The organism is Dolichospermum lemmermannii CS-548 (assembly GCF_028330815.1).
GTDB classification, from domain to species: Bacteria; Cyanobacteriota; Cyanobacteriia; order Cyanobacteriales; family Nostocaceae; genus Dolichospermum; species Dolichospermum lemmermannii.
The window spans coordinates 1-20,336 of sequence record NZ_JAQMTJ010000318.1; the positions used below are offsets into that span (position 1 = coordinate 1).

At 35.3% G+C, this 20,336-nt stretch carries 15 protein-coding genes and 2 pseudogenes; 8 read left to right on the forward strand and 9 right to left on the reverse strand.

Annotated elements, in window-relative coordinates; all coding sequences use genetic code 11:
- Positions 1 to 125: 125 nt before the first annotated feature.
- Positions 126 to 323: pseudogene (locus PN450_RS22770) on the reverse strand (IS4 family transposase); the annotation flags it as partial.
- Positions 324 to 807: 484 nt separating this feature from the next.
- Here PN450_RS22770 and PN450_RS22775 point away from each other — a divergent pair.
- Genes PN450_RS22775 through PN450_RS22785 form a run of 3 tightly spaced genes read left to right on the forward strand, consistent with a single transcriptional unit; the run spans position 808 to position 2,996 of the window.
- Entirely contained in the window at positions 808 to 1,557 is a 750-nt protein-coding gene (locus tag PN450_RS22775) for a ParA family protein (protein ID WP_271837637.1), read from the forward strand.
- The gene (locus PN450_RS22780) at positions 1,557 to 2,462 is read left to right on the forward strand and encodes a ParB/RepB/Spo0J family partition protein (protein WP_271837638.1); all 906 of its coding nucleotides are present in this window, start codon (positions 1,557 to 1,559) and stop codon (positions 2,460 to 2,462) included. Before PN450_RS22775 ends, PN450_RS22780 begins: the two co-directional genes overlap by 1 nt.
- 33 nt (positions 2,463 to 2,495) lie before the next feature.
- A complete protein-coding gene (locus tag PN450_RS22785) occupies positions 2,496 to 2,996 on the forward strand; it encodes a hypothetical protein (RefSeq protein ID WP_271837639.1) in 501 nt (166 codons plus the stop codon).
- Positions 2,997 to 3,082: 86 nt separating this feature from the next.
- Here PN450_RS22785 and PN450_RS22790 read toward each other — a convergent pair whose 3' ends face one another.
- Positions 3,083 to 4,036, reverse strand: coding sequence for a nucleotidyl transferase AbiEii/AbiGii toxin family protein (locus tag PN450_RS22790; RefSeq protein ID WP_271837640.1), 954 nt, complete (start codon positions 4,034 to 4,036; stop codon positions 3,083 to 3,085).
- Positions 4,037 to 4,588: 552 nt separating this feature from the next.
- Here PN450_RS22790 and PN450_RS22795 point away from each other — a divergent pair.
- Complete coding sequence (locus tag PN450_RS22795; RefSeq protein ID WP_246863114.1) at positions 4,589 to 4,999, forward strand: DUF559 domain-containing protein; 411 nt, start codon at positions 4,589 to 4,591, stop codon at positions 4,997 to 4,999.
- Positions 5,000 to 5,010: 11 nt separating this feature from the next.
- Here PN450_RS22795 and PN450_RS22800 read toward each other — a convergent pair whose 3' ends face one another.
- A complete protein-coding gene (locus PN450_RS22800) occupies positions 5,011 to 5,418 on the reverse strand; it encodes a nucleoside hydrolase (RefSeq protein WP_271837650.1) in 408 nt (135 codons plus the stop codon).
- Positions 5,419 to 5,730: 312 nt separating this feature from the next.
- On the opposite strand from PN450_RS22800, the gene PN450_RS22805 reads away from it, so the two are divergent.
- The 3 genes from PN450_RS22805 to PN450_RS22815 all read left to right on the forward strand — a co-directional run bounded on the left by PN450_RS22805 (position 5,731) and on the right by PN450_RS22815 (position 7,878).
- Entirely contained in the window at positions 5,731 to 6,081 is a 351-nt protein-coding gene (locus PN450_RS22805) for an EVE domain-containing protein (protein WP_271837641.1), read from the forward strand.
- 88 nt (positions 6,082 to 6,169) lie between these two features.
- On the forward strand, positions 6,170 to 6,919 hold the full coding sequence (locus PN450_RS22810; protein ID WP_271837642.1) for a hypothetical protein: 750 nt from the start codon (positions 6,170 to 6,172) through the stop codon (positions 6,917 to 6,919).
- Positions 6,920 to 7,188: 269 nt separating this feature from the next.
- Positions 7,189 to 7,878, forward strand: coding sequence for a hypothetical protein (locus tag PN450_RS22815; protein WP_271837643.1), 690 nt, complete (start codon positions 7,189 to 7,191; stop codon positions 7,876 to 7,878).
- A gap of 640 nt (positions 7,879 to 8,518) precedes the next feature.
- On the opposite strand, the gene PN450_RS22820 is transcribed toward PN450_RS22815, so the two are convergent.
- From PN450_RS22820 to PN450_RS22835, 4 genes are all read right to left on the reverse strand, one after another.
- Positions 8,519 to 9,595 (reverse strand): DNA-binding transcriptional response regulator, encoded by a 1,077-nt coding sequence (locus tag PN450_RS22820; protein WP_015080848.1) that lies wholly within the window; start codon positions 9,593 to 9,595, stop codon positions 8,519 to 8,521.
- Positions 9,596 to 9,607: 12 nt separating this feature from the next.
- The gene (locus PN450_RS22825) at positions 9,608 to 11,068 is read right to left on the reverse strand and encodes a hypothetical protein (protein ID WP_271837644.1); all 1,461 of its coding nucleotides are present in this window, start codon (positions 11,066 to 11,068) and stop codon (positions 9,608 to 9,610) included.
- A 66-nt stretch (positions 11,069 to 11,134) separates the two neighbouring features.
- Positions 11,135 to 12,511, reverse strand: coding sequence for a hypothetical protein (locus tag PN450_RS22830; RefSeq protein ID WP_271837645.1), 1,377 nt, complete (start codon positions 12,509 to 12,511; stop codon positions 11,135 to 11,137).
- 111 nt (positions 12,512 to 12,622) lie between these two features.
- Positions 12,623 to 14,722 (reverse strand): hypothetical protein, encoded by a 2,100-nt coding sequence (locus tag PN450_RS22835; protein ID WP_271837646.1) that lies wholly within the window; start codon positions 14,720 to 14,722, stop codon positions 12,623 to 12,625.
- A gap of 398 nt (positions 14,723 to 15,120) precedes the next feature.
- Here PN450_RS22835 and PN450_RS24220 point away from each other — a divergent pair.
- Positions 15,121 to 16,185, forward strand: a pseudogene (locus PN450_RS24220) (ISH3 family transposase).
- A gap of 362 nt (positions 16,186 to 16,547) precedes the next feature.
- On the opposite strand, the gene PN450_RS22850 reads toward PN450_RS24220, so the two are convergent.
- Positions 16,548 to 17,891: a radical SAM protein gene (locus PN450_RS22850; RefSeq protein ID WP_271837648.1), complete on the reverse strand. Its 1,344-nt coding sequence runs from the start codon at positions 17,889 to 17,891 to the stop codon at positions 16,548 to 16,550.
- Between the two features lie 483 nt (positions 17,892 to 18,374).
- Positions 18,375 to 19,307, reverse strand: coding sequence for a response regulator (locus PN450_RS22855; RefSeq protein ID WP_271837649.1), 933 nt, complete (start codon positions 19,305 to 19,307; stop codon positions 18,375 to 18,377).
- Between the last annotated feature and the right edge of the window lie 1,029 nt (positions 19,308 to 20,336).

The following is a 20,336-nucleotide window of genomic DNA, read 5'->3' on the forward strand; positions in this document are numbered from 1 at the left end:
GTAATAAAGTCAACTTTTTTATCAATTAATTGTAACCAAAAATAAAAGTGATAAAACCCTCTGTTTTTGACCACTCCAAATACCACCCTTGACAATTTTCCCTTTTCCTTAACTTGTCACCAATGGTCTCTAGCTAACATTCTTGTCATTTCTCTGACCCCGGCTACGTCTCGCCATAATAAGGTTAACACCGCAGCCATCATCAACGGTAAATTCAGTATCCTTTCTCTAAGTCCTAGTTTTCGGTAGTAATTTTCTTGATTTGTAATCGCTGGTGTCAGTAATCTTTCCAATTGCTTGGCTATTACTTCATCTTCCACCATTGGTCGCTGTTTCTTTTTTGCGTGGTCTCTGTTGTTTTTTTTACTGGTTGTCATGGTTGGACTCAATCGCTCAATTACTTGTCTAGACTGAGTTTCCCATGTTTTTGACCACTCCAAATACCACCCTTGACAATTTTCCCTTTTCCTTAACTTGTCACCAATGGTGTGAGCAGGATATTAGGATTGTAAAATCTTAAGAATCCCCGTGTCTTTAGAGCGGGGAGTGTCAAGACAAAAAAATGCAATAATAAAGTAAGGATTTTGTTAATGAATAACCCCTGATTTTTCCTGACTCTCAAGTATAGTCCTTTCAAGGTGACTAACGGAAATACGTCATTTCATTACTATCATCTTGAATCTTCCGCTCATATTTTGGTTTTTTTGAAGGTTGAAACAACCAATATTCCTTCAAAATTTCACCACCTTGAAAGGGCTACTCTCAAGTATTACCATAAACTGTAGAACCAAGAATTTAAAGAAAATTGTGACTAAAATTATTGCTATTTTCAATCAAGCCGGTGGGGTGATGAAAACCAGTCTGACGATGAATTTGGGTTATCATCTTTCCCTCAAACATAAAGTTTTATTGGTGGATACTGACCCCCAGGCATCCCTGACAACTTTTATGGGACTTGAACCCCATGAACTTGAAGAAATCGTTGCTGACTCACTACTCACACCAGAGACTAAATTACCAATTCACCACAATTTACACGGTATGGATTTAGCCCCGGCTAATATTACCCTCAGTGCGGTAGAATTACAACTCTCTGCGGTTATGGCCAGGGAACTACGACTCAAACAAGCTTTAGAACCCATTTTAAATAACTACGATTTCATTTTGATTGACTGTCCTCCCTCTTTAGGTATCCTCAGTATTCTCGGACTCTGTGCTGCTACTCATGTTTTAGTGCCAGTTCAGACTCATTACAAAGCATTCAAGGGAACGGAGTTATTATTGGATAGCATCAAACAGGTGAAGAAACATATCAATCCGAAATTAGCGATCGCCGGATTTGTGCCAACCTTGTACGTAAACGCCAACCAAGACAAAGTGATTTTGGAGGCTTTGGAACAGCAGTTATCACCACTAGCCAAAGTTTATCCGAAAATACCCCGTGCCACAGCCTTTGCGGATGCGGTGATGAATAGTCAACCCTTAGCTGTATATGACTCCAAACATCCAGCGATCGCAGTTCTGAAGAAAATCGCCCAGGGGATGGAGAAACTGTAATGGTCAAGAAACCTTTAGAACTCCCAAAAATGCGGGGTGTGGAAGATTTGCTGAGTATGGATGTAGAATCACCAACTGCCACCGTTAATATTGATAAAATTCGTTTACCTGCTCAACAACCCCGACGCTATTTTGACCCGGAAAAACTCAGTCAACTGGTGCAGTCAGTTAAAGAACATGGGATTTTACAACCTTTATTAGTGCGTGCTGTTGGTGGTGAATATGAGTTAGTCGCTGGTGAACGCCGACTCCGGGCGGCCAAAGCAGCGGGGTTAACAGAAGTACCGATTATCACCAAGGAATTATCTGACCTCCAAACCCTGCAAATCGCTTTACTGGAAAACCTGCAACGGGAAGATTTAAACCCAGTTGAAGAAACCGAGGGGATTCTAGAACTACTCAGTATTGAACTTGATGTAAATTCTGGTGAGGTGATATCAATTCTCAATCAAGTTGCCAACGCCAAAAAACGAGGATTAGAACTGACGGAAAACGTTTCCCGTCAACTGGAAATTATGGAATCAGTGTTGTCGGGTGTTGGTAGATTCAGTGCTGAAAGTTTTCGGACCAGTCGTTTACCATTATTGAATTTACCCGATGATGTATTGGAAATATTGCGGCAGGGGAAAATAGAATACACCAAAGCTAGGGCGATCGCTAAACTCAAAGATGACGGTGAACGTAGGGAACTACTGGATAAAGTTCTTAATGAAAATCTATCTTTAAGTGAGATTAAGCAGTTAGTAAAGGAATTAACCCCAGGGAAAATCACAGCCAAAGAAACATTGAATGCTAAATATTCCGAGATTGGTAAACGGTTGAAGAATGCTCAGGTGTGGGAAGATGCTAAAAAAACCAAAAAGCTAGAGAAATTGTTGAGTGATTTAGAACAATTGTTGGAATAGAAACCCAGAAATAATCAAAACAGGAGATGCACTATGGCGAGAAAGTCTAAGGGTTTTCATGAGTTGATGAAACAAGGACAGAGTTCCCAAGATAAGCAGAAAAACCTGGAAGCACTGAGAAAGAAGATGGAAGAGGGGGGATTTGGGGAATTGGCTGCAAATATGCCCATAGAACCCAAGGGTGCTATAAAAATGTCAGAAATTCTCCAACAGTTCGTTGCTCCGTACTTAGATAATGTACACACATCAAAACGACGTAAATCATTATTTAGTTTGGCTGTGATAGCCTGGAATGCGGCGGTGATGCCTGAATCTCAACAAAAAACAACACTTGATACTTTCTTGGAACAACAGTTATCAAATCAGGATGCAGAAACTCAACAGGCGATTACACAAATGATTGATGAACTAATTGCTAGGAAACATCAGCATTTCTCTGATAATAAATATTTTATTCTGGACTTTCAAATTACAGAAACAGGACAAAGATATGATATCTCTGTGGCTTCAACTTTGTGGGAAAATCCTCAATGAATTATGACTGTAGCACCTATGTCACACAATTTTCTTAGAAAAGAGTGGATTTGTTTGTGTTTGCCGCGAAGAAAAGCGATCAATTGTCATTCCCAGCCTTGTTGAGATTCGCTAAATGTTCTAGGTGTCTTGTTTAAATTAAAATCAGCCGCAATTAAATCAATACCATCAATAATTTTACTGGGTTCGGCAATTCTCAAAGCCGTAAAACATTTGTCTCGATAATTGGGGTGATTTTGGAATAAGGATATCGCTTTTTTTAAAGGTTCAATTACAGGATAAGCTGATTCTGCCTTCTCAATAGCTGCTTGAGGAATGGGAGAATTGAGCCTTTGCATAGCCAAATCAATTAAATCTCTCGACTCTACCGAGGAATCATTCCATCTGTCAGAATTAGCTAAAAGTTTTTCCGCAAAACTGTCAATTTGATTTAAGCATGGGACAGGCGACCAACTGGGATAATCTGCTTCTCCCAATTCAATCCGTCCTTCCATAATTATCTCAAATTTAATCAGAGTTTCATCAACAATAATGGCAAATCTTATTCCGTACTGGTCAGCTTTAATTTCTCCGGGTAGGTTGAGATTATTTTGAGTATTAAAAAGGGCATTATATTGATTTTCAGCTATTTTTTGGCGTAGTAATCGGTAGCCAGTACCAGTGGAACAGAGAAAATCTATATCCTTGCTTAATCTATATTCTCCATGATTTAAACTAACCAGAGTCCCACCGCCAAAATACGCGCCACACTCTAATAAAAAATTAGCATTTAATTGATTAAGAACAATTAAAATTTTTTGATGAAATTCCCTTTCAAACATTTTTGCTCCTAACCATGAATGATAATATTGAGCTAATTGTTGCACAAATAAGGCTTCTGTATGGCTCAAGTCGCCTAAAACTCCCCGGTAATGCCACCCTCGTTCATATATTCTCAGCATTTCTAAAGGAGTAAGATTTTCTATATCTTCTCTTTGCCAACATAATTTTTCTAAAAACGGTAATTTCTCTGGAGTTTTAATTTGAGGTTTAATTAACATTGGGATATACTGGAGTTGAGGATTTTGAATCAGGGAATAGGAAGAAAATTGAAGAAGGAGTCAGATTTCGCCTTGATAAATAGTTATTATAATTGTCAATTAAAGCAATATTGCAATTATACCCCATATATCTATTTATCAGAAACATTAATAAAATCCTAATAATAGGAAAGGATAGTAATTTATTGGTACATTTATCAACAAAAATGTTATTATTTAATAATAGGGGGTAAATGAGCAGCCATGCAGAAAGTTACGATAAGGACTTGAAACCCTGCTGGTAACATCCTGATTGACATAGATAAAACTGTACCATTTAAACGTCTCTGGTTTTTGTAGCCTGAAATCCTTATAGCTACGTTGTTAAATGCTGTATCAAATAAACTTTAGGTAAATTGGTACGTTGAGAATTACCAAAAATATTGATTGACAGAATGCTTATCCAGTATGGCTTACAGCCTTAGCGTAACTTTCTGTACGATTACTCATTTCACCCCTAACTCAAGTTGGTTGGAATATAGATGCTTTTTTACGTCGGGGTGGTATTTACTCTTGGAAATAGTTAGCATCAGGTCAATCACCATCAGCGATTCCTACGGAGCGCTTCGCTATCGCTATTTCCAAAACCCCACCAAATTCTTAAAGGAAACCATGAAAACTATTTTAAAGACCACAACATTAGCAGTAATTACAGCTTATATGGATTTAACTGATTTACCTATTTCTAATAGTGATAATCAATCAAAGGAAAGAGTAGAAATAGATTTTTTGGTATTCTATAAACAAAAATGTATGATTCTAGAACTTGATGGAGTTCACCACCAAGAAGCATCACAAAAAACTAGAGACTATAGAAGAGATAGGGTTTTATTACGTGATGGTATTCGTACCGTTAGATTTGATGCTGGTGAATGTTTCAATCGTCCTATGGATGTTGTTACAGAGTTTTTAAATTTGTTTTAATCGCCAGGATTTTATGCTTTTAAACAACTATATAAAATCTCTTTCCATCTTGGTATATCAATTTCCCAAACCACAGTTATATTCGGTTGTTTGTCAAGAACACCTAATTGATCAACCACTGTCATCCCACGAGTTAAATCACTTGTTGTTTCTACATCCACAAAATATTTTCCTTGACGGGTAACAATGGCTGGATCAAGAGCAACTGCCATTGCTACTGGATCTGCTAGTGTTAATCCCATAGCTCCTTGTATTTTTATAGAAGCTTCAATAGCAACTCGATTGCTATTCACTGCCAAAAGTGACTTCTCTGTTCCGAAAGCCGCAATCATATCAATTTCAGTTGAGGTTAACGCAGCAGTAGGGGTAAAGACAAGATTCGCGCAAAATTTAGCACGACGTAAAGTTTTGTAACAAATTCAACGTTATCGCCTGTGTCTATATGCTAAAAAAGCACACTGAGTAAGGCTTTCAGTCTTATAAAAGCTTCCCGCTTATTTATCCCATCTTGTAAAACATTGCCGAAAACGGAAGTTGAAGACTTTTATCAAGAAAGGACAAAACCTTTGTTATTCCGCTCAATTGATCTCATAACATTACCTAAAATGAGCCAAACTAGGCAATGTTTGAATGTTGGAAAGACATAAAATACATGACTACTTTACAAAACTTTACGTCGTGCTAAATTTTGCGGGTATCTTGTCTTTACCCCCATTAGAGACTTTGAGCAGATGCTGTGGTCAGTTACGCGCTATGCCAAAGACATGGTTTCTGGTGATGGGGTGCTGATTTGGGTATCTGGAGAACAAGCCGGAATCTATGCGATCACTGAAATTCTTGAATCCCCCAAAAACGTCGCCACCCCTGCTGATATTGGTTATTGGATTGATACCAGTCGTGCCAGTAATAGAACCTGTGTCAAAATTCGTTTTACCAGCAAATTGTTAGATAAACCACTACTACGGGAAAACTTAAAACAAGACCCTATGCTACAGCATTTAATGGTTATTCGTGTCCCCAATGGCACTAACTACAAGGTTACACCGGAAGAATGGCAGCGCGTACATGAATTGCGGAATTAACCAATTATTGAAGGGGAATTAGGGAATTAGGCGATCGCTCCACTAAAGAACCCATTGATTAAATTTTGAACATTTTCAAGGAAAATCTATGAAACCTGTTTTGAAGACCCAAAAATTAGTATTACCACAAGTACAGCGATACCTACCGTGGGCGAAGCGATCGCTATTTATCTTAGGATTCAGTTTAATAACTTTAGGTGTTAACGAATTATCAGTATTAGCCCAAACTCGACAACCAACTAATGCAGAAATTAAAAGATTACGTCAAGAACTTGAGCAACAAATTAGGAGAACCAAAAATAATAATGTAGGTGCTGGTTATCTTCAAGATAGACGTACTCAAGTAGAAAAGAAGACAAGAGAATCCTTTGTACGTGCTTGGTCAAAGACTGAACCAGGACTAGCACCTTTTATGGGTATATGGTCTGGATATGAAAATAGTGAACACATCTACCCTTCAAATACCAAAGGTAAAGTTTGCATTGTTTCAACTGCTGAAGATTATGGCAGTTTCAAGACTGGCATTTTATCTAATGGATTAATAAAAACAAATGGTGGAGAAGTGTTATTCAAAGAAGGAAATTATTATTTAGGATCAGCATTCCTCAAAAATGGCAGATTTGTCAGCAATAATAGTGAGATTCCTTTACGTTCTCCCAGACCTATTGAACCGCTAAATAGATTACTTGAATATATATCTGAAGCATCAGAAAAAAATCAAATTTCTCAACAATTTAAAGCTGCTGGTTGTACTTCTAGTTTACCAAATTCGTCTGCAAATACACAACCCCAAAACAAAAACGTTTCTAAAATGAATAATCAAGAACTAAGTAGGTGAACAAAATAAAAATGAGGGGTATTGCGTTTTGTAAAATGGCTGAAACTCAATCAGAATCTCGCATTGAGACAACTTTACATACCGTTATATACCTTTAAATTTTTCTGTTCACCTACTTAATCAAGGATGGCGTGAGAAAGCGATAGCGAAGCGCTCCGTAGGAATCGCTCTTACTAAATTCTTGGGGGAAATTGAGCGATCGCTCTCCCAATTCTTAGGGAAACCCAGGTGATCGCCACTCGTACCCTACTAAATTTTTAGAGGAAACCATGAACCTGAAACTATTATTAGCAGCAGCCATAACGACTTGCATTGTCACCACAGCCACCCAAGCTAAAGCAGATATTTACCAGACTGGGAAAGAATTGATATCTCCATCCGTCATTGAGAATTTTACAGTTGGTATTATAACTAGTATCGTAACTGCTGTTGTTGTTTGGTTGTGGGGAAAAATTCGAGCATTACAGATTCTAAATAGAAAGTCTGCATTCTTTGGTATTTCTTCTAAAGAAAATTGTCTTGTAGTTATGAATCATGATTCTAATCCTAACCATAAAAATACAATGGCTCTGGGAGATGTAGAAACATTGATTGAGGTTACAAGGCTTATAGATGAAATTCATGGCAAATTAGTCATTGCACATTTTGAAAGCATATTAGAACGCCCAGGAAAAACAGCCGAATTTTGTATAGGCGGACCAGACTCTAATCAAAGAACTAAAGTTCATTTAGAAACATTCATTCAGGGTATTTATTTTAATGCTTATATACCTAACGATCCTGATAATATTGCGATAGTTACTAAAGAAGACAAGTATAGATATGTGAAAAATCAGGATGAACACGCTATTTTAGCAAGATTTTATCCAGAATCTGACTCTTATCCTATAATTTTAATTTGTGGACAGACATCAAAAGGTAATCAAGGTGCCAGGGGAAACGCATCTAAATTTTATTGACAAAATACTATTTTTGTGTATAAACGAAAGAATCGGTATTTATCGTTTGATGGATTTTTTCAGAGTCATCGTGATGGTTTAAATTATTGTCAATAAGTAGACGTTAATGCAAATTTTTGGGTCATTATTGAGATTAAATAGTCCTTATTGATAAGATGCGTTTCCCCTGATCAAGGTGCTGTTCACTATTTGAAGGAAAATTATGATAGGTATTTAAAGTCAAAATTTGGTAATAAAAAACCATTTTGTTTGATTCTTAAACTACAATCACCTTTAACTTATGGTGTTGAGGCAGTACAAGTTGTTAAAGATATAACTGATATAGCATTTCTTCGTTTTAATCATTAATCTTGGTGGCTACCTAATAGGTTTTATTACGTGATGGTATCTGTACTGTCAAATTTAATGCTGATGAATGTTATCATCGTCTTATGAATATTGTTACTGGATTTCTCAATCTGTTTTAGGATTTTAGGATGTTACTGGAGGATGATGGACGAACATCCATCAATGCGGATTTACCAGTTAGAAGATGAACATGATGAGTAAAGCGAACTACTTGCAGCAGGGCTTACGCGATCGCCTTCTTTTCAGCCCTTCCCAAAATAGGAATTAGCCACTCACTAATCACAAGCATCAATTACCTGTTCTTTATTGTGTAGAGAACAATGCCTAATTCAAAACAAGGATGGTAGCCTTTATCCTCTGGTTTATACATAAATAACTTACCAGCAGGACCAACATTGAATTTACTTAATTGCCTACTTAATCTGTGTATCGCCACCTTAAGAGGGGAGTTTTTGCTTGTTCCTCCCTCAAATTGAACTCCATTCTCATAAGTATAATCCCTAACAGATGAAGGATCATGCTCAGGAATATCATCTACTTGCGGTTTTGACTTACGTGGTGAACATTTATAATCTTGCTCACAAATAATTACCGGAGTTTGTAATTCAGTTTTTTTTGCCAAACAAGCTAATATTTGGAAAGCACTTGATTCGGCTTTTATTCCTGATAAAGGATCAAGTTTTTTAGAACCAGGCATTTCTAATAACACAGATTTTTCCTTCGCCCTCTCCCAAAAATTATCTAATATTTTCAGTTTAGCTTTCTCTGATTTACCTTTTTCCAGCAAAGGAGCTATGGACAAATATTGCTTTTTAGGCATATTCATCTGTTCAGCCATAGCCTGACGTTCATCGCTTGTGAACCCTAAACCAATTAAAACTTTTGGTGTGACTACAGAAGTGTTAGCAGATACATTAGGCTGGTTAAGTAAGTTTATTAGCCAGTCGTAAGAACCATCAGGATCTTCCTTTATATCTGATTTGTGAATGACATCAATAACTCCTTTTTGCCTCCGCAATTTTGCTGTTTCCCGTCTAAATAGTTGATTATCACCATCACTCAGAAAAACAGGGGCTGCTGTAACTACAATAATTTGTATATCAGAGCGTTGGGCGCAGATTTCTCGTATCACACCCGTTCCTTGCCATCGTTGGAGTTCTCTTTGCTCCTCAGTTTCAGAAGTAGGCGTAACATAGAGAATCTCATCAATTAGTGCAAACTTGACAGTTGGGTTTGTTTTAGCTATTTTGATAGCTTCTTTGGCATCTTGAGTAGAGTGACAGATAAAACCAGCTTGTTCTAATCGCCGTTCATGTAGCGCTACCCAAAGTTCATCATCATCTAGCACTAAAATACTGAAATCAATCACATTCTCACCTTTTTAATATGAAGAAATAAATTTTTCACCAGTAGATTGTAACAGGTCTTTTAAATGGTTAAATGCTTCTTCTAATCTAGATATTGCCTGATATCTTTGTTCGTTATCCTGAATACTAAGATTATTTAGTGCTGTTTGAAAGTGCTGTTGTAATTGTTGACGCTCATTTCCAATTTTCACGACTGTATGACAAGCTACGCGAGCATCTGCTCGCCATTGTTCAATAGCGTTTTCTATATCTTTTATTCTCTGATCATCTTCATGACTTAGATTTTTAAGATATTTAATATTTTCCAGGCATGATGTTATTTGATTATTCCTTATTTTTTGCATAGCTTGTAATTCTTTCTGCAAAAATTTAAGGTTTTCTGGCTCTAATGGGACTAATTCTGCTATCTTATTTAGCAAATCAGGAAGTACCCAAGAACTGCCGAAACAATCATGAGAACCATGTCCAAAAAGCAGAACTCGGTACTGCTGTTTTAAGAGTGAAAACGGAGTAGCAGTCAACACTAAAACAGCACCACTGAAGTTTTCTACTCTCAGCATTGGCAGGTGTTTTAACTGGTTTTCTGCCATGATAATGACGGATTGTTTGAAAGCCTTCGATTTATGTAGATGTTCATTTTCATCAATAAATAACGTGGGAATATTATTCAATGTAGAGATAACACCGGCTGTAGCAACACTTGTTAAACTGTCCCTAAAAGCTAAAATTGTATTAAATTGAGATTTAATTTTCCTCACAACTAAATCAATAGATTGTAAACACAGTTGAGTGTTAAGGACTTGATCAGCCGCTACTACTATATTTGGATTGATTTGCTTTTCAGAGAGTGTAGATGAAGCAATATGATGGATTAAAGTTGCAACATCTTGTTTATCACTATTATTTCTCCTGGTTATCTGCCACTCACTATCTAATAAATTTATCAGGTAATCAGCTTGTTTTTGGCTATACTCTGAAATACCCAAACCGTTAAGCCACCATGATGGATGCCATACTTCTTGTTGCTGAGAATATACTGCTAGATAAGTTTGAGAAAGCAATGACAGTGCTGGCAGTAATTCTAAAGTTTTACGGCAGATAAGAGGCAAACTTAAGGATTTTCCAGTTACATAGTCAGCTATCTCTTCAATATCTTGTAGTTTAATTGCAAAATTTGGCGCTGTTGGACGTAATATTGGCAAAATACCTTCTTTAACTTCAGGATTGCCAGGAGTATTAAACTCAAAAATATGTTGAGAATTTAAATTACAACTACGCCAAAGTTGTTCATCACTAGAATGAAAAAATATAGCATCTATGAATGTAGGTAATTTGCTTTTGGGAATAATTACCCCTTCTGTATCGCTATGGTTAAATTTTCTATAATCACTGTTGGATGCAATGATGTATACTTCAGCAAAATTATTTAATAAAGCTTTTGCCCAAAGAGAATTTCTATTATCTCTGCAAATCACACAAGCAGTTAGGTAAGGTTGAATTAATTGTATGTTATTCATAATTGATGTAATGTTGGTGTTAGTTTACTTTGTAGAAGCAATTACTATTGTGTCTGCTTCCATGTATACAACTCCCGGACTCATAAATCCACTTTCACTAATTGCCATTTGGCACCATAAATTCAAAATAGTAGTCCTAGTATTTTTAGCAATTTGTGACATATTTATTGTTGGTTGTTGAAATGTTTTACTATTAATTTTCGCTAGACTGTCTGGACTATCTAACGATGGTTTTTGAGCATTCCAGTTAAGTTGTATTTTTAAAACTCTACCTGCTTCATAAAAGCATACACTACGTACTAAAGATTTTCCGGATGAGCTTTCTTGATTTGTATGGCGTGGGGTAAATAGACAAATAAATAAGTCATAGAGAGCAATAGCTGAAGTGCGTGCCGTTTCTTGCTCCTGTAAAGCGAAAATTGGACTACTAGCGTGTGAACAAGCAATCCAAGTTTCAGGGTCATTTATGAAAATATCTGCATTTCCGTAAACTTTTTGATGAGCCATTAATGCTATAATATAAGCAGAGCCAACGCAAAGATTACGCTTTGCACTATTGTTGGTTTGACCACAAAAAAAAGCACCAGCCAGACATTTTAGTGACTCATGAATATTATTAGCTGATGCCTCATTTTCCCACCAAGCGTTAGGTAGATTAATGTATAAGGCATCGGTGATTTTCCTTTTGTATTCACTAGCGTGAAAAAAATCATTATCGTCTTTTGACTCAAATAAGAATTTTCTCACCTCTCCAAAGTTATGCTTCACTAGGATTGTTGTATCATCGCTTAAAAACCATCTATCCGAGTAACGCCATAGTCGGTATAGAGGATGTTCGTCAATATCTAACCAAGACAAAAAAGCTTCAGGTAGTTGCTTATAATCCTGCTTACAAGAGTGAATTAATGGTTTTGAAAAACATTCTAAATCATAAGGGTTAGGTATATCTTCCCCAGAACTAGCACCAGCAATACTTAAATGAGCAATTTTTTTTGCTCTTAGAGGTTGATGTTCTTGCCAATAATCCACAAAATCTATCCCATGTGCGTTACTTCTCGTAGTTTCCTGACCATGATAATAATCTACTAGTAAGTATAGCTTATAATTTTGAAATTGTAGTTCTCTTATCCAAGCTTGGATAGTCTCAACAATTAATTGAATATCTTGAATCTGAGGTGATTGAGGTAAGTCAAAAAAACCAATTGCTAGGATATCATCACGACGGCTCAGTTTATCAAAAATTACTTTTAAACCATAGCCATGTGCATTTGGAGGAGAATCATATTTAACCAATTTAAAACTGTCATCAACAACAATTACTACTTTTTGTCCTTGCTCTTGATTCCAGACATATCCTAAGCATTGGTCATTTTGATTTAAATATTGTCTTATTACTGTCATAAATATAGGACTCCTATTTTATTTTTGAACAAAACTCCGTACACTTTAATCTTCTGAAATCCTCTTGCTTTCCTACGGAAGTAATTTCAGGAATCAAACCGAATTTCTATATTACTTTTTATTGATAACTGTATACCATAAATCATCTTCTACTGGTGGCACTTTAATCTCTAAAATGTCTTGCATACGATTATTTAAAGACTCATAAAATGTCATATCTCTTGGTTCTTCTTGTTGTAATAGCTTGAGTTGTTTGCGATTTTTAATAATTACTTTATCTTTCTCTACTTGTATCAGTAAATATGGACCTGCTTGACCAGCACATTTAGCACGGAAGGCATGATATGCTGCTTGCCAAAAACAATGATGAAAACAAATAGCAAAACCTCTCCATCGTAACCAATCTGGACCATCCCCATTTGACCATTCAATAGCTGCTTCTAAAGAACTTTCAAATACCTCATTACTAAATATGGAGACTGGTTCTAAACTTGCTGAAATTTCCAAGGCTTTATCAACTGTTTTTGTATCAACTTTTTGAGTTTCAATATCACTTGTTTCTTCTAAGGTGCGAGTGTATGTTGCACGTCCTAAAGCATGACTTAGACTAATATTAATCAACTCATAAAAAACCTGTTTATTAGTTAAAGTTTCGCATTCAGGAAAATCAGGTTCTGGTTCTTCAGAAATATTTTTCGACGCTTTGAGATCAAAGTTACCCCAAATCTCTATTAAGGATTTCAATTGCCAAAGAGATGATTTTGTTCTCGGTTTCAGGGATTCTTTTGCCGGATCATCCCAAACTTCAGCTACTAAACCAGCCGCTTGATGTGCTATTTGTCTAGATTGTTCTTCTCTACCCCGCATTTGAATTTTCTCAGCTTCTTTTTTCCTTAAAAGTAGTTCTTCATATAAACCGGGAATATTAATACCTACTATCTTTTTCTGCCCATCCAATTCTTCTTTAATTAAATTTCTATGTTTTTCTGTTAACCATGTGGGTCCATAAATATCGACACCATGTTCAGAATAAACTAACATAGTATTAGTCGAAGATTTATTGGTATTTTCTCCGGTTTTAGCAACATTAAAGTTCACAAAATAATCTTTTACTGTTTCTAGAAATAAATCGGGTAAGCTTAGGTTATTTTTCAATTTCTCCTCTATTTTTGATAAAGCATCAAATTTCAGAGAAAACTTCAGTGTTTCTGAGACTGTTTGAATAACATTATAAAGTTTAAAATACTTTTGTCTTTGAAAAATTTCTGGTGTTTCTGGCTCTCTTGTATCCCATTGAGCAAATAAATATGCCATGCCAGCAAACCAGTAGTTATCAATGATTAATGGAAAATGAATCAGATAATTCTTTAAAAAATTTGGATGTTCATTAGTATAGGGAGTTTTATGAATTAAAGACTTCTCTACACAAGCGAACCAGGCTTGAGAAGGGCCATTATATAATTGCCTCGTCCAAACCTTGTCATTTCTAAGTCGGCTTTTCTCGATCTCTGTTAAATGCGATAGTCCTAGATTCTGAGCCATTGTTAATAATATATCTTTGGTGTTGGGTTGGTTTTGACAAATAAACAACCCATCAATCATTTTCTGGAATTTGTTTAAATCTTTTTCTTGACTACCCAAAGGAAGTAGATTACCTAGTTTCCAGGCTTCATAAATAACAGCAGTAGCACCAAAATTAGTAGGAATAAATTCTATTTCGTATCGCGTAATTAATTTTTTAATTATCTGTTTTATTTCATCTAATTCATCTTTGTCTAGAATTTCACCTGGCTCTAATTTTTTTATTCTATCGTAATAAATTTTGTCTAAACGCTGCATGACTTCCGCCATATCTGATATACCAAACTCATCAGTTTCTTGGGTTTCCCACTTAACTGATTGCCAGTCTAAATTCCGAAAGTTAGCATTATCATATAATCTCTTGACATCATTTAATAATGATTCTGTTTGGAAAGTGTTGAATAATTGGTCAGAAACATGAGGATCAAATCTTCTTCTAATAACTGTTTCTTCTTGATTCTGATATTTATAATTAAATAAAATCTCAAAAATCAAAAAGTTAGGGTGATAATTATTAATAGAGTCGTTAAACTGGACATACCTTGCAGATTCAGCATCAGTCATAGAGAAAACTGCTAAAGCTTCTTGAATCCTTTCAACATAACTGGAAAAATATGGGTTAGAAGTCATAAAGAATTTAGCCACTTACTTTTTATTACACTCCTCTTTGCAGATTATACCAGTTCAATATGTTATCCTATCCACAGTAAATATAAAAATTTACATATCAGTAAACCAAAAAGTTTTTCCCAAAGAGTTATTTTTACGGAGTGCTGACGCTATTGCTACAGACGCAGCAGGCATCACTAACAGAATACGACAGATACTCATGTACTATAGAATACCAAATATATAAGAAATAGTTATCATAATTTGCACTGGATCAAAATATGAAATGATGAAAGTAGTGTGTAGCATATTGGCTGAAAAAATTGACTGTTTCATCTCTAACAAAAGCCACGCGGGGCGAGTCTACAGAAGAACTCGTTTTAACCGACTCAGAAACTCTTGATGAGGTTATTCAGTGAATAGTTATAAAATTTTTCCATTGAAACTCAAGGAGCCTGTGACCAACAAACTTTATTCGAGATTCTGGTTAAAGCAGCCAGCAGTGGAGATAGTATTGAAAACACTGCTAAATTGTTAAAAAATATTCCGACAGCTAATGATATTAGATATCATCTCAATAAAATTAACAATTTTGAGGAATTAGAAGCGCAAATCAATCAAGCATTAAAAAGTCGAATTCCTTTAGGATTAAAAAAAGGGTGTTTAAAAATAGCGATTGATTTAAATTTAATTTGTTATTATGGTCAACCAACATCGTCAGAATTACCCTACATATATCGAAGTGAAGCTAAATCTGGTACTAATTCATTTTATATGTTATTAGTAATAATAAGCGTGTAACTCTAGCAATAAGAGGTGTTCGCCAATTAGATACTAGTGTGGCTTTAATTACTTATTTATTAGCAGAACTTGAATCCCTAAAAATAAATGTAAAAAAACTCTATTTGGATAGGGGATTTTTTAATACTCCTGTAATTAGATGGTTACAGGCATTAGATATTCCCTTTCTTATGCCTGCTATCAAGACTGGAAAAAAAGGAGGAATCAAACAATTCCTCAAGGGTAAAAAAAGTTATAAAACTACCTATACCATTACAAGAGATAAAGATGATTTCGTCACATTTGATTTATGGGTTGTCTGTAAATATAGAAAGGGAAAGCATAAAAAGCATGGAGTTCAATATTTTGTTTATGTTGCTTATAAGGTAAAAACAAATTTAAATTACATCTATCAAGATTATCGAAAAAGATTTGGCATTGAAACTAGTTATCGTCTGAAAAATATTTGTCGAATTAAGACGAATAACAAAAATCCAGTCTTGAGATTACTATTCATTGGAATATCCTTTCTTCTAATTAACATCTGGGTGAATCTACTATGGCTCAAAATCAGTCGTAAAAGGAAAGGTAGTAGATTAATTTATCGCACACTTTTTACACTCAAACAGATGTTAGCCTTTTTATCTCAAGCTATACAGAGGAAATATCAAGTCGTTGAAAGCATTTATATTCCATCCGGTTAGCGTCAAGAAATTATTAACCAGCTAATCATAAGTAATTATTATCTATACTATGTCTGCTGATTAGAGTATCGGGAATAAAAAAGTATTTTATACTACACAGTATTTGGCGATCTCCCTTCAGGAAAAAACTTTTTGGTTTACTGCATATAGACAATACTTTAGCCAATTTTCAAAATATAGGTCTGAAACCCAATAAAATCGTGAAGATATCAATAGGGTTTCAGGGGTTTGGCTAAGGTATTGATAGAGATATAATTATAGTTACAGCATAGATGTATTTCCCGCTTCGTAAACGCTAATAATTTTCTTACGCAGATATGCCGAGTAGAGTTTTGTCTTATTTTTTACTTTTATCTTCTCAATTATTGTACCAAACCGTTACACAAAGTGCTGTATTTTTCGTTGTTCAGCATATTTTTATATTGATATTCGTCCCAAGTACAGTTAGGATCTTTCACGTTGTAATCATCGTATACCGCCTTAGCTAAAAGAGAATCTCCACCTAAACAATGAGAAAAACAAGCTTTATGACGGCAACTTGACTGGTCGTAACTCATAATTGCATGATAAAAAGGTGAGTTTATTGCTAATGCTTTGTGGTAAATATTTTGGATATCTTCCATCTGAATATTGCTGACAGCTAGGTGAGTATAATCTTTTTGGGTTAAAGGTTCACATCCTCCGACTACATAACCATCTGATGAAATCCGCAAAGTGTGTCGCCAGTATTCAGGAATTAATTCTGGGCGAAGTGTGATGGTTATAGAGTCATTAATGTGAATATTTTGATATAAGTGTCCATATTCATCTTGACGAATCTTTTCTGGAATTAGCCAACCACTTTCTATTAAAGCTGGAATAAAGGCAGCACAATAAGCACAAATTTCTACTAAAATCGTGACTGATTTAGAAATTTTAATTGGCTGAAGAGATTGAGATAAGCTGTCTAAAAAGACTACTATATCCTTGGATTGTAGCTGGTAGTTTTGCATTTTTACAGCCATCAAAAGACCAATATCAAACCATTGTATTTCTTCTTCAATAATAAGTTTATGAATTAGTTTAATAACTGAATCATCATTGAAGCGGTGGAGTGTAGTAGCTACAATTACTCTTTTGGCTAACTGGTGATTTACAGCAATTCTTAAGTTTTTTAAGACTAAATCAAATTTACCTTTTCCTCTAATTGCATCATGTTCATCACGTAAGCCGTCTAATGAAATATCTAAATAATCGAGTTGAATTTGCTCTAAATTATCAGCATATTTATCAATAGCTAAACCATTAGTAACTCCACCCATCTTGATTTGGGGATATTTTGTGCGAAGTTTAGCTATATGTTCAAACAAGGGGATTGAACGGTTGGGAGTAAGAGCATCTCTATCTGTGACTGCAATTAATCTTGTACCCATTTGCTCGATCATTTTTGTGACTGTGTTTAGTAAGATTGGCATGGGTGTTAATTGGCTGATCATAGTGCCACTTTCATAACCCAAAAAGCAATGTTGGCATTCTAATCCACAAGTATTGCCTATACCTAGTTCTAACTGTATAAGACCTGATGTTTCAACTAAATTTTGATAAAGTTGATAACTAGTAATTTGTTTTTGACCTACTGATAACCATTGTCTGACTATATTGATATCATAACCAATAGCATCATTGTGCTTTGCATATACTCCTCCTTTACTAGCTGCTAGAGACATATAAAACTAACCTCCTCATTCACCTCCTCAAACTTGGTTAATCCTCTAAAAGAAATTTAGTTTTGAAAATTGCTAGATTCTTCTTTAAGTTTTGTAAAATTGGTAAAGAGTGATCTCCTTTGTCTAGCGAGATGATTGTATACTTGTCCACTTCTTATAAAACCTCCGATTTAGAGACGAAAATTATGTAACAATTAACCAAGTTACAACAAAACTTATTTTTAGCATTAAATTCTCTATCTATTACCCCATTAGGGATGCAAGCGATACCCCAGATAAAAGCTTGTAACCAGGTTACAAGAACTGACTTGCTAATTCTGCCTCTGTAGAGTCTATACAAGCAACTTTCTGAAAATTTTCATCGATTAACCTCAAGAATCGATACTTGTAACTGCTGATGTTGTCTATTGTGGTAGGTGATGCAGTTTGACACACTACCACAATTTAGATTATCTTCTAGGACAAGAATCGGACGTTAAGCAATTAAGGATTTTGCCATCCTTCATATGCAGCAAGCACTATGTCAATTGCAGGGTGACTGCACAATTGCTTAAATGCTTCAGTTCCACCAGATTTAATGGCAGAAACAATCTTAGCCTTAAGTTCTGGTCTCTTTTCAATTTCCCGCTTCAAAGCCTCAGCAAATCGCTGTTTTTGCGAATCAGTTTCGATAGAATAGATTTGTGATACAACATCAACTATCGCATTCATTTCCTGGGCAGATTCTACTACATCCGGGTTGGTGAAATAATTATTTTGTACTCCGATTTGCTCTCCTTCAACTTTATCTTCGTTGAAGAAGACACCATTGCTATTGGATACATAAATGTGCTTAATAGTCATTTTATTTTCCTTATCTGAATGAATGTTGATGGTGAATAAGACCATACTAAAATCAACCCGAAGGTTTTTTACTAGTTGAAAAAATTGTGCTAATGGAGTTTTTCCCCTATTAATCTTGTTTACCTTATGAGTCTGTTGATTGAGATTTATGATAAGATTAATTACTCGCTCATAAGTTTCCTCCTGGTTGTGGTCTATTTCCTGTTTATTAATGACTTCAATTACACCAGGCAGAACTTTTAAAGATACAAATTCTCTCCAAAATCCTGGTTCATTCAGCTTACCTTTGTTGTAAGGTGAGGCAGTGATGAAGATAAACCTAGTAGCTATACCACGATTAATAAGTTCACGGATAACGCCTCTTCCTTGCAAGCGTTGTAATTCTCCTTCTTGCCCAAGAGTAAATAAAATTTCATCAATCAGGGCTATCTTGATGTTGTATTTTGTGGCAAAGTCTATAGCTTCAATTGAATTTTTGGTAGCATAGCAACTGATTCCTGCATTTTCTAACTGGCTTTTATGTAACGCCAGCCATTCTTCACTGTCGTCTAAAATTAGCACTTGAGGATTCATCGAGATAACCACAAAAAAGTTTTTCCAGTTTTCGTAACTGTTATGCCAAATATGGGTTTATTTACCCCACAACCCATATAAATAAAGGATTTTATTGTTTTTGATACCAAATTTGTCAAAATAACCAATGAATTAACGTAAAATCCTTATACAACAAAGATTTTGGGATTTAAGAAAATAATTTAGCATAACAAGTACCGAAGAGCGAAAAGTTTTTCCAGTTTTCGTAACTGTGACTGTTGACGATCTGAATCAGGTTAATTCTACTTATCGTCTTCGTCACAATTATTTAGGTTACAAATAACACGAAAAAACTGTTATCTAAGGGAAATTCTTGTACAGCCTGGCTCTTAAGATACTAAATACAGTAATCTCATGAAACCAAGTTACAGGTATAATTTCAAATTATATTTGTAGAATATTGATACACGCTGCATTTAGTAAGATTTTCATTTGATACCAAAGCTAGAGTTTGCATTTTTGACTAAGTAACTAGGCGATGTTCCGAAGGAGCCGTCCAAAAGATGTTCGCTTTTAGGCTAACAGTCGAGAGTGTTGAACTGTCTATTTATAATTAACTGCAAAGTACCCTGTTGATATACCTTGTATAACCATTGTTTCCAGAGTGTATCAAAATATTGGGGGTCAGTGCTTGTTCAGATTTCCTGGAATTTATTGATCAAGGGGATTCCAGCATATCTCAGTACAATTCCTAGAGGAAAAATCAAATGCAGTAGAATCTCAGAGATGGCAACAAAATTTACTCATTACTTATTAATTCATCCCATATTTGGTTAATTTTGGCGTTTATTGCATCCATTGTGATGGATTCACCTTCATGATTAAGACGCTGACAGGCTTCATAAAATAAAATCATTTGCTCTACCTGCATTGGTGACAAGTTAAGGCTATAAGTCTTTTGTCAAGCGGTTTTTGGATAATTATTGAAAAAAAACTCGTCAGACCCCCGCTGGAGATCAGGAAAAGGCGCGACAATTAACTTAACATTTGGTTTTCGTTTCTGTTTGA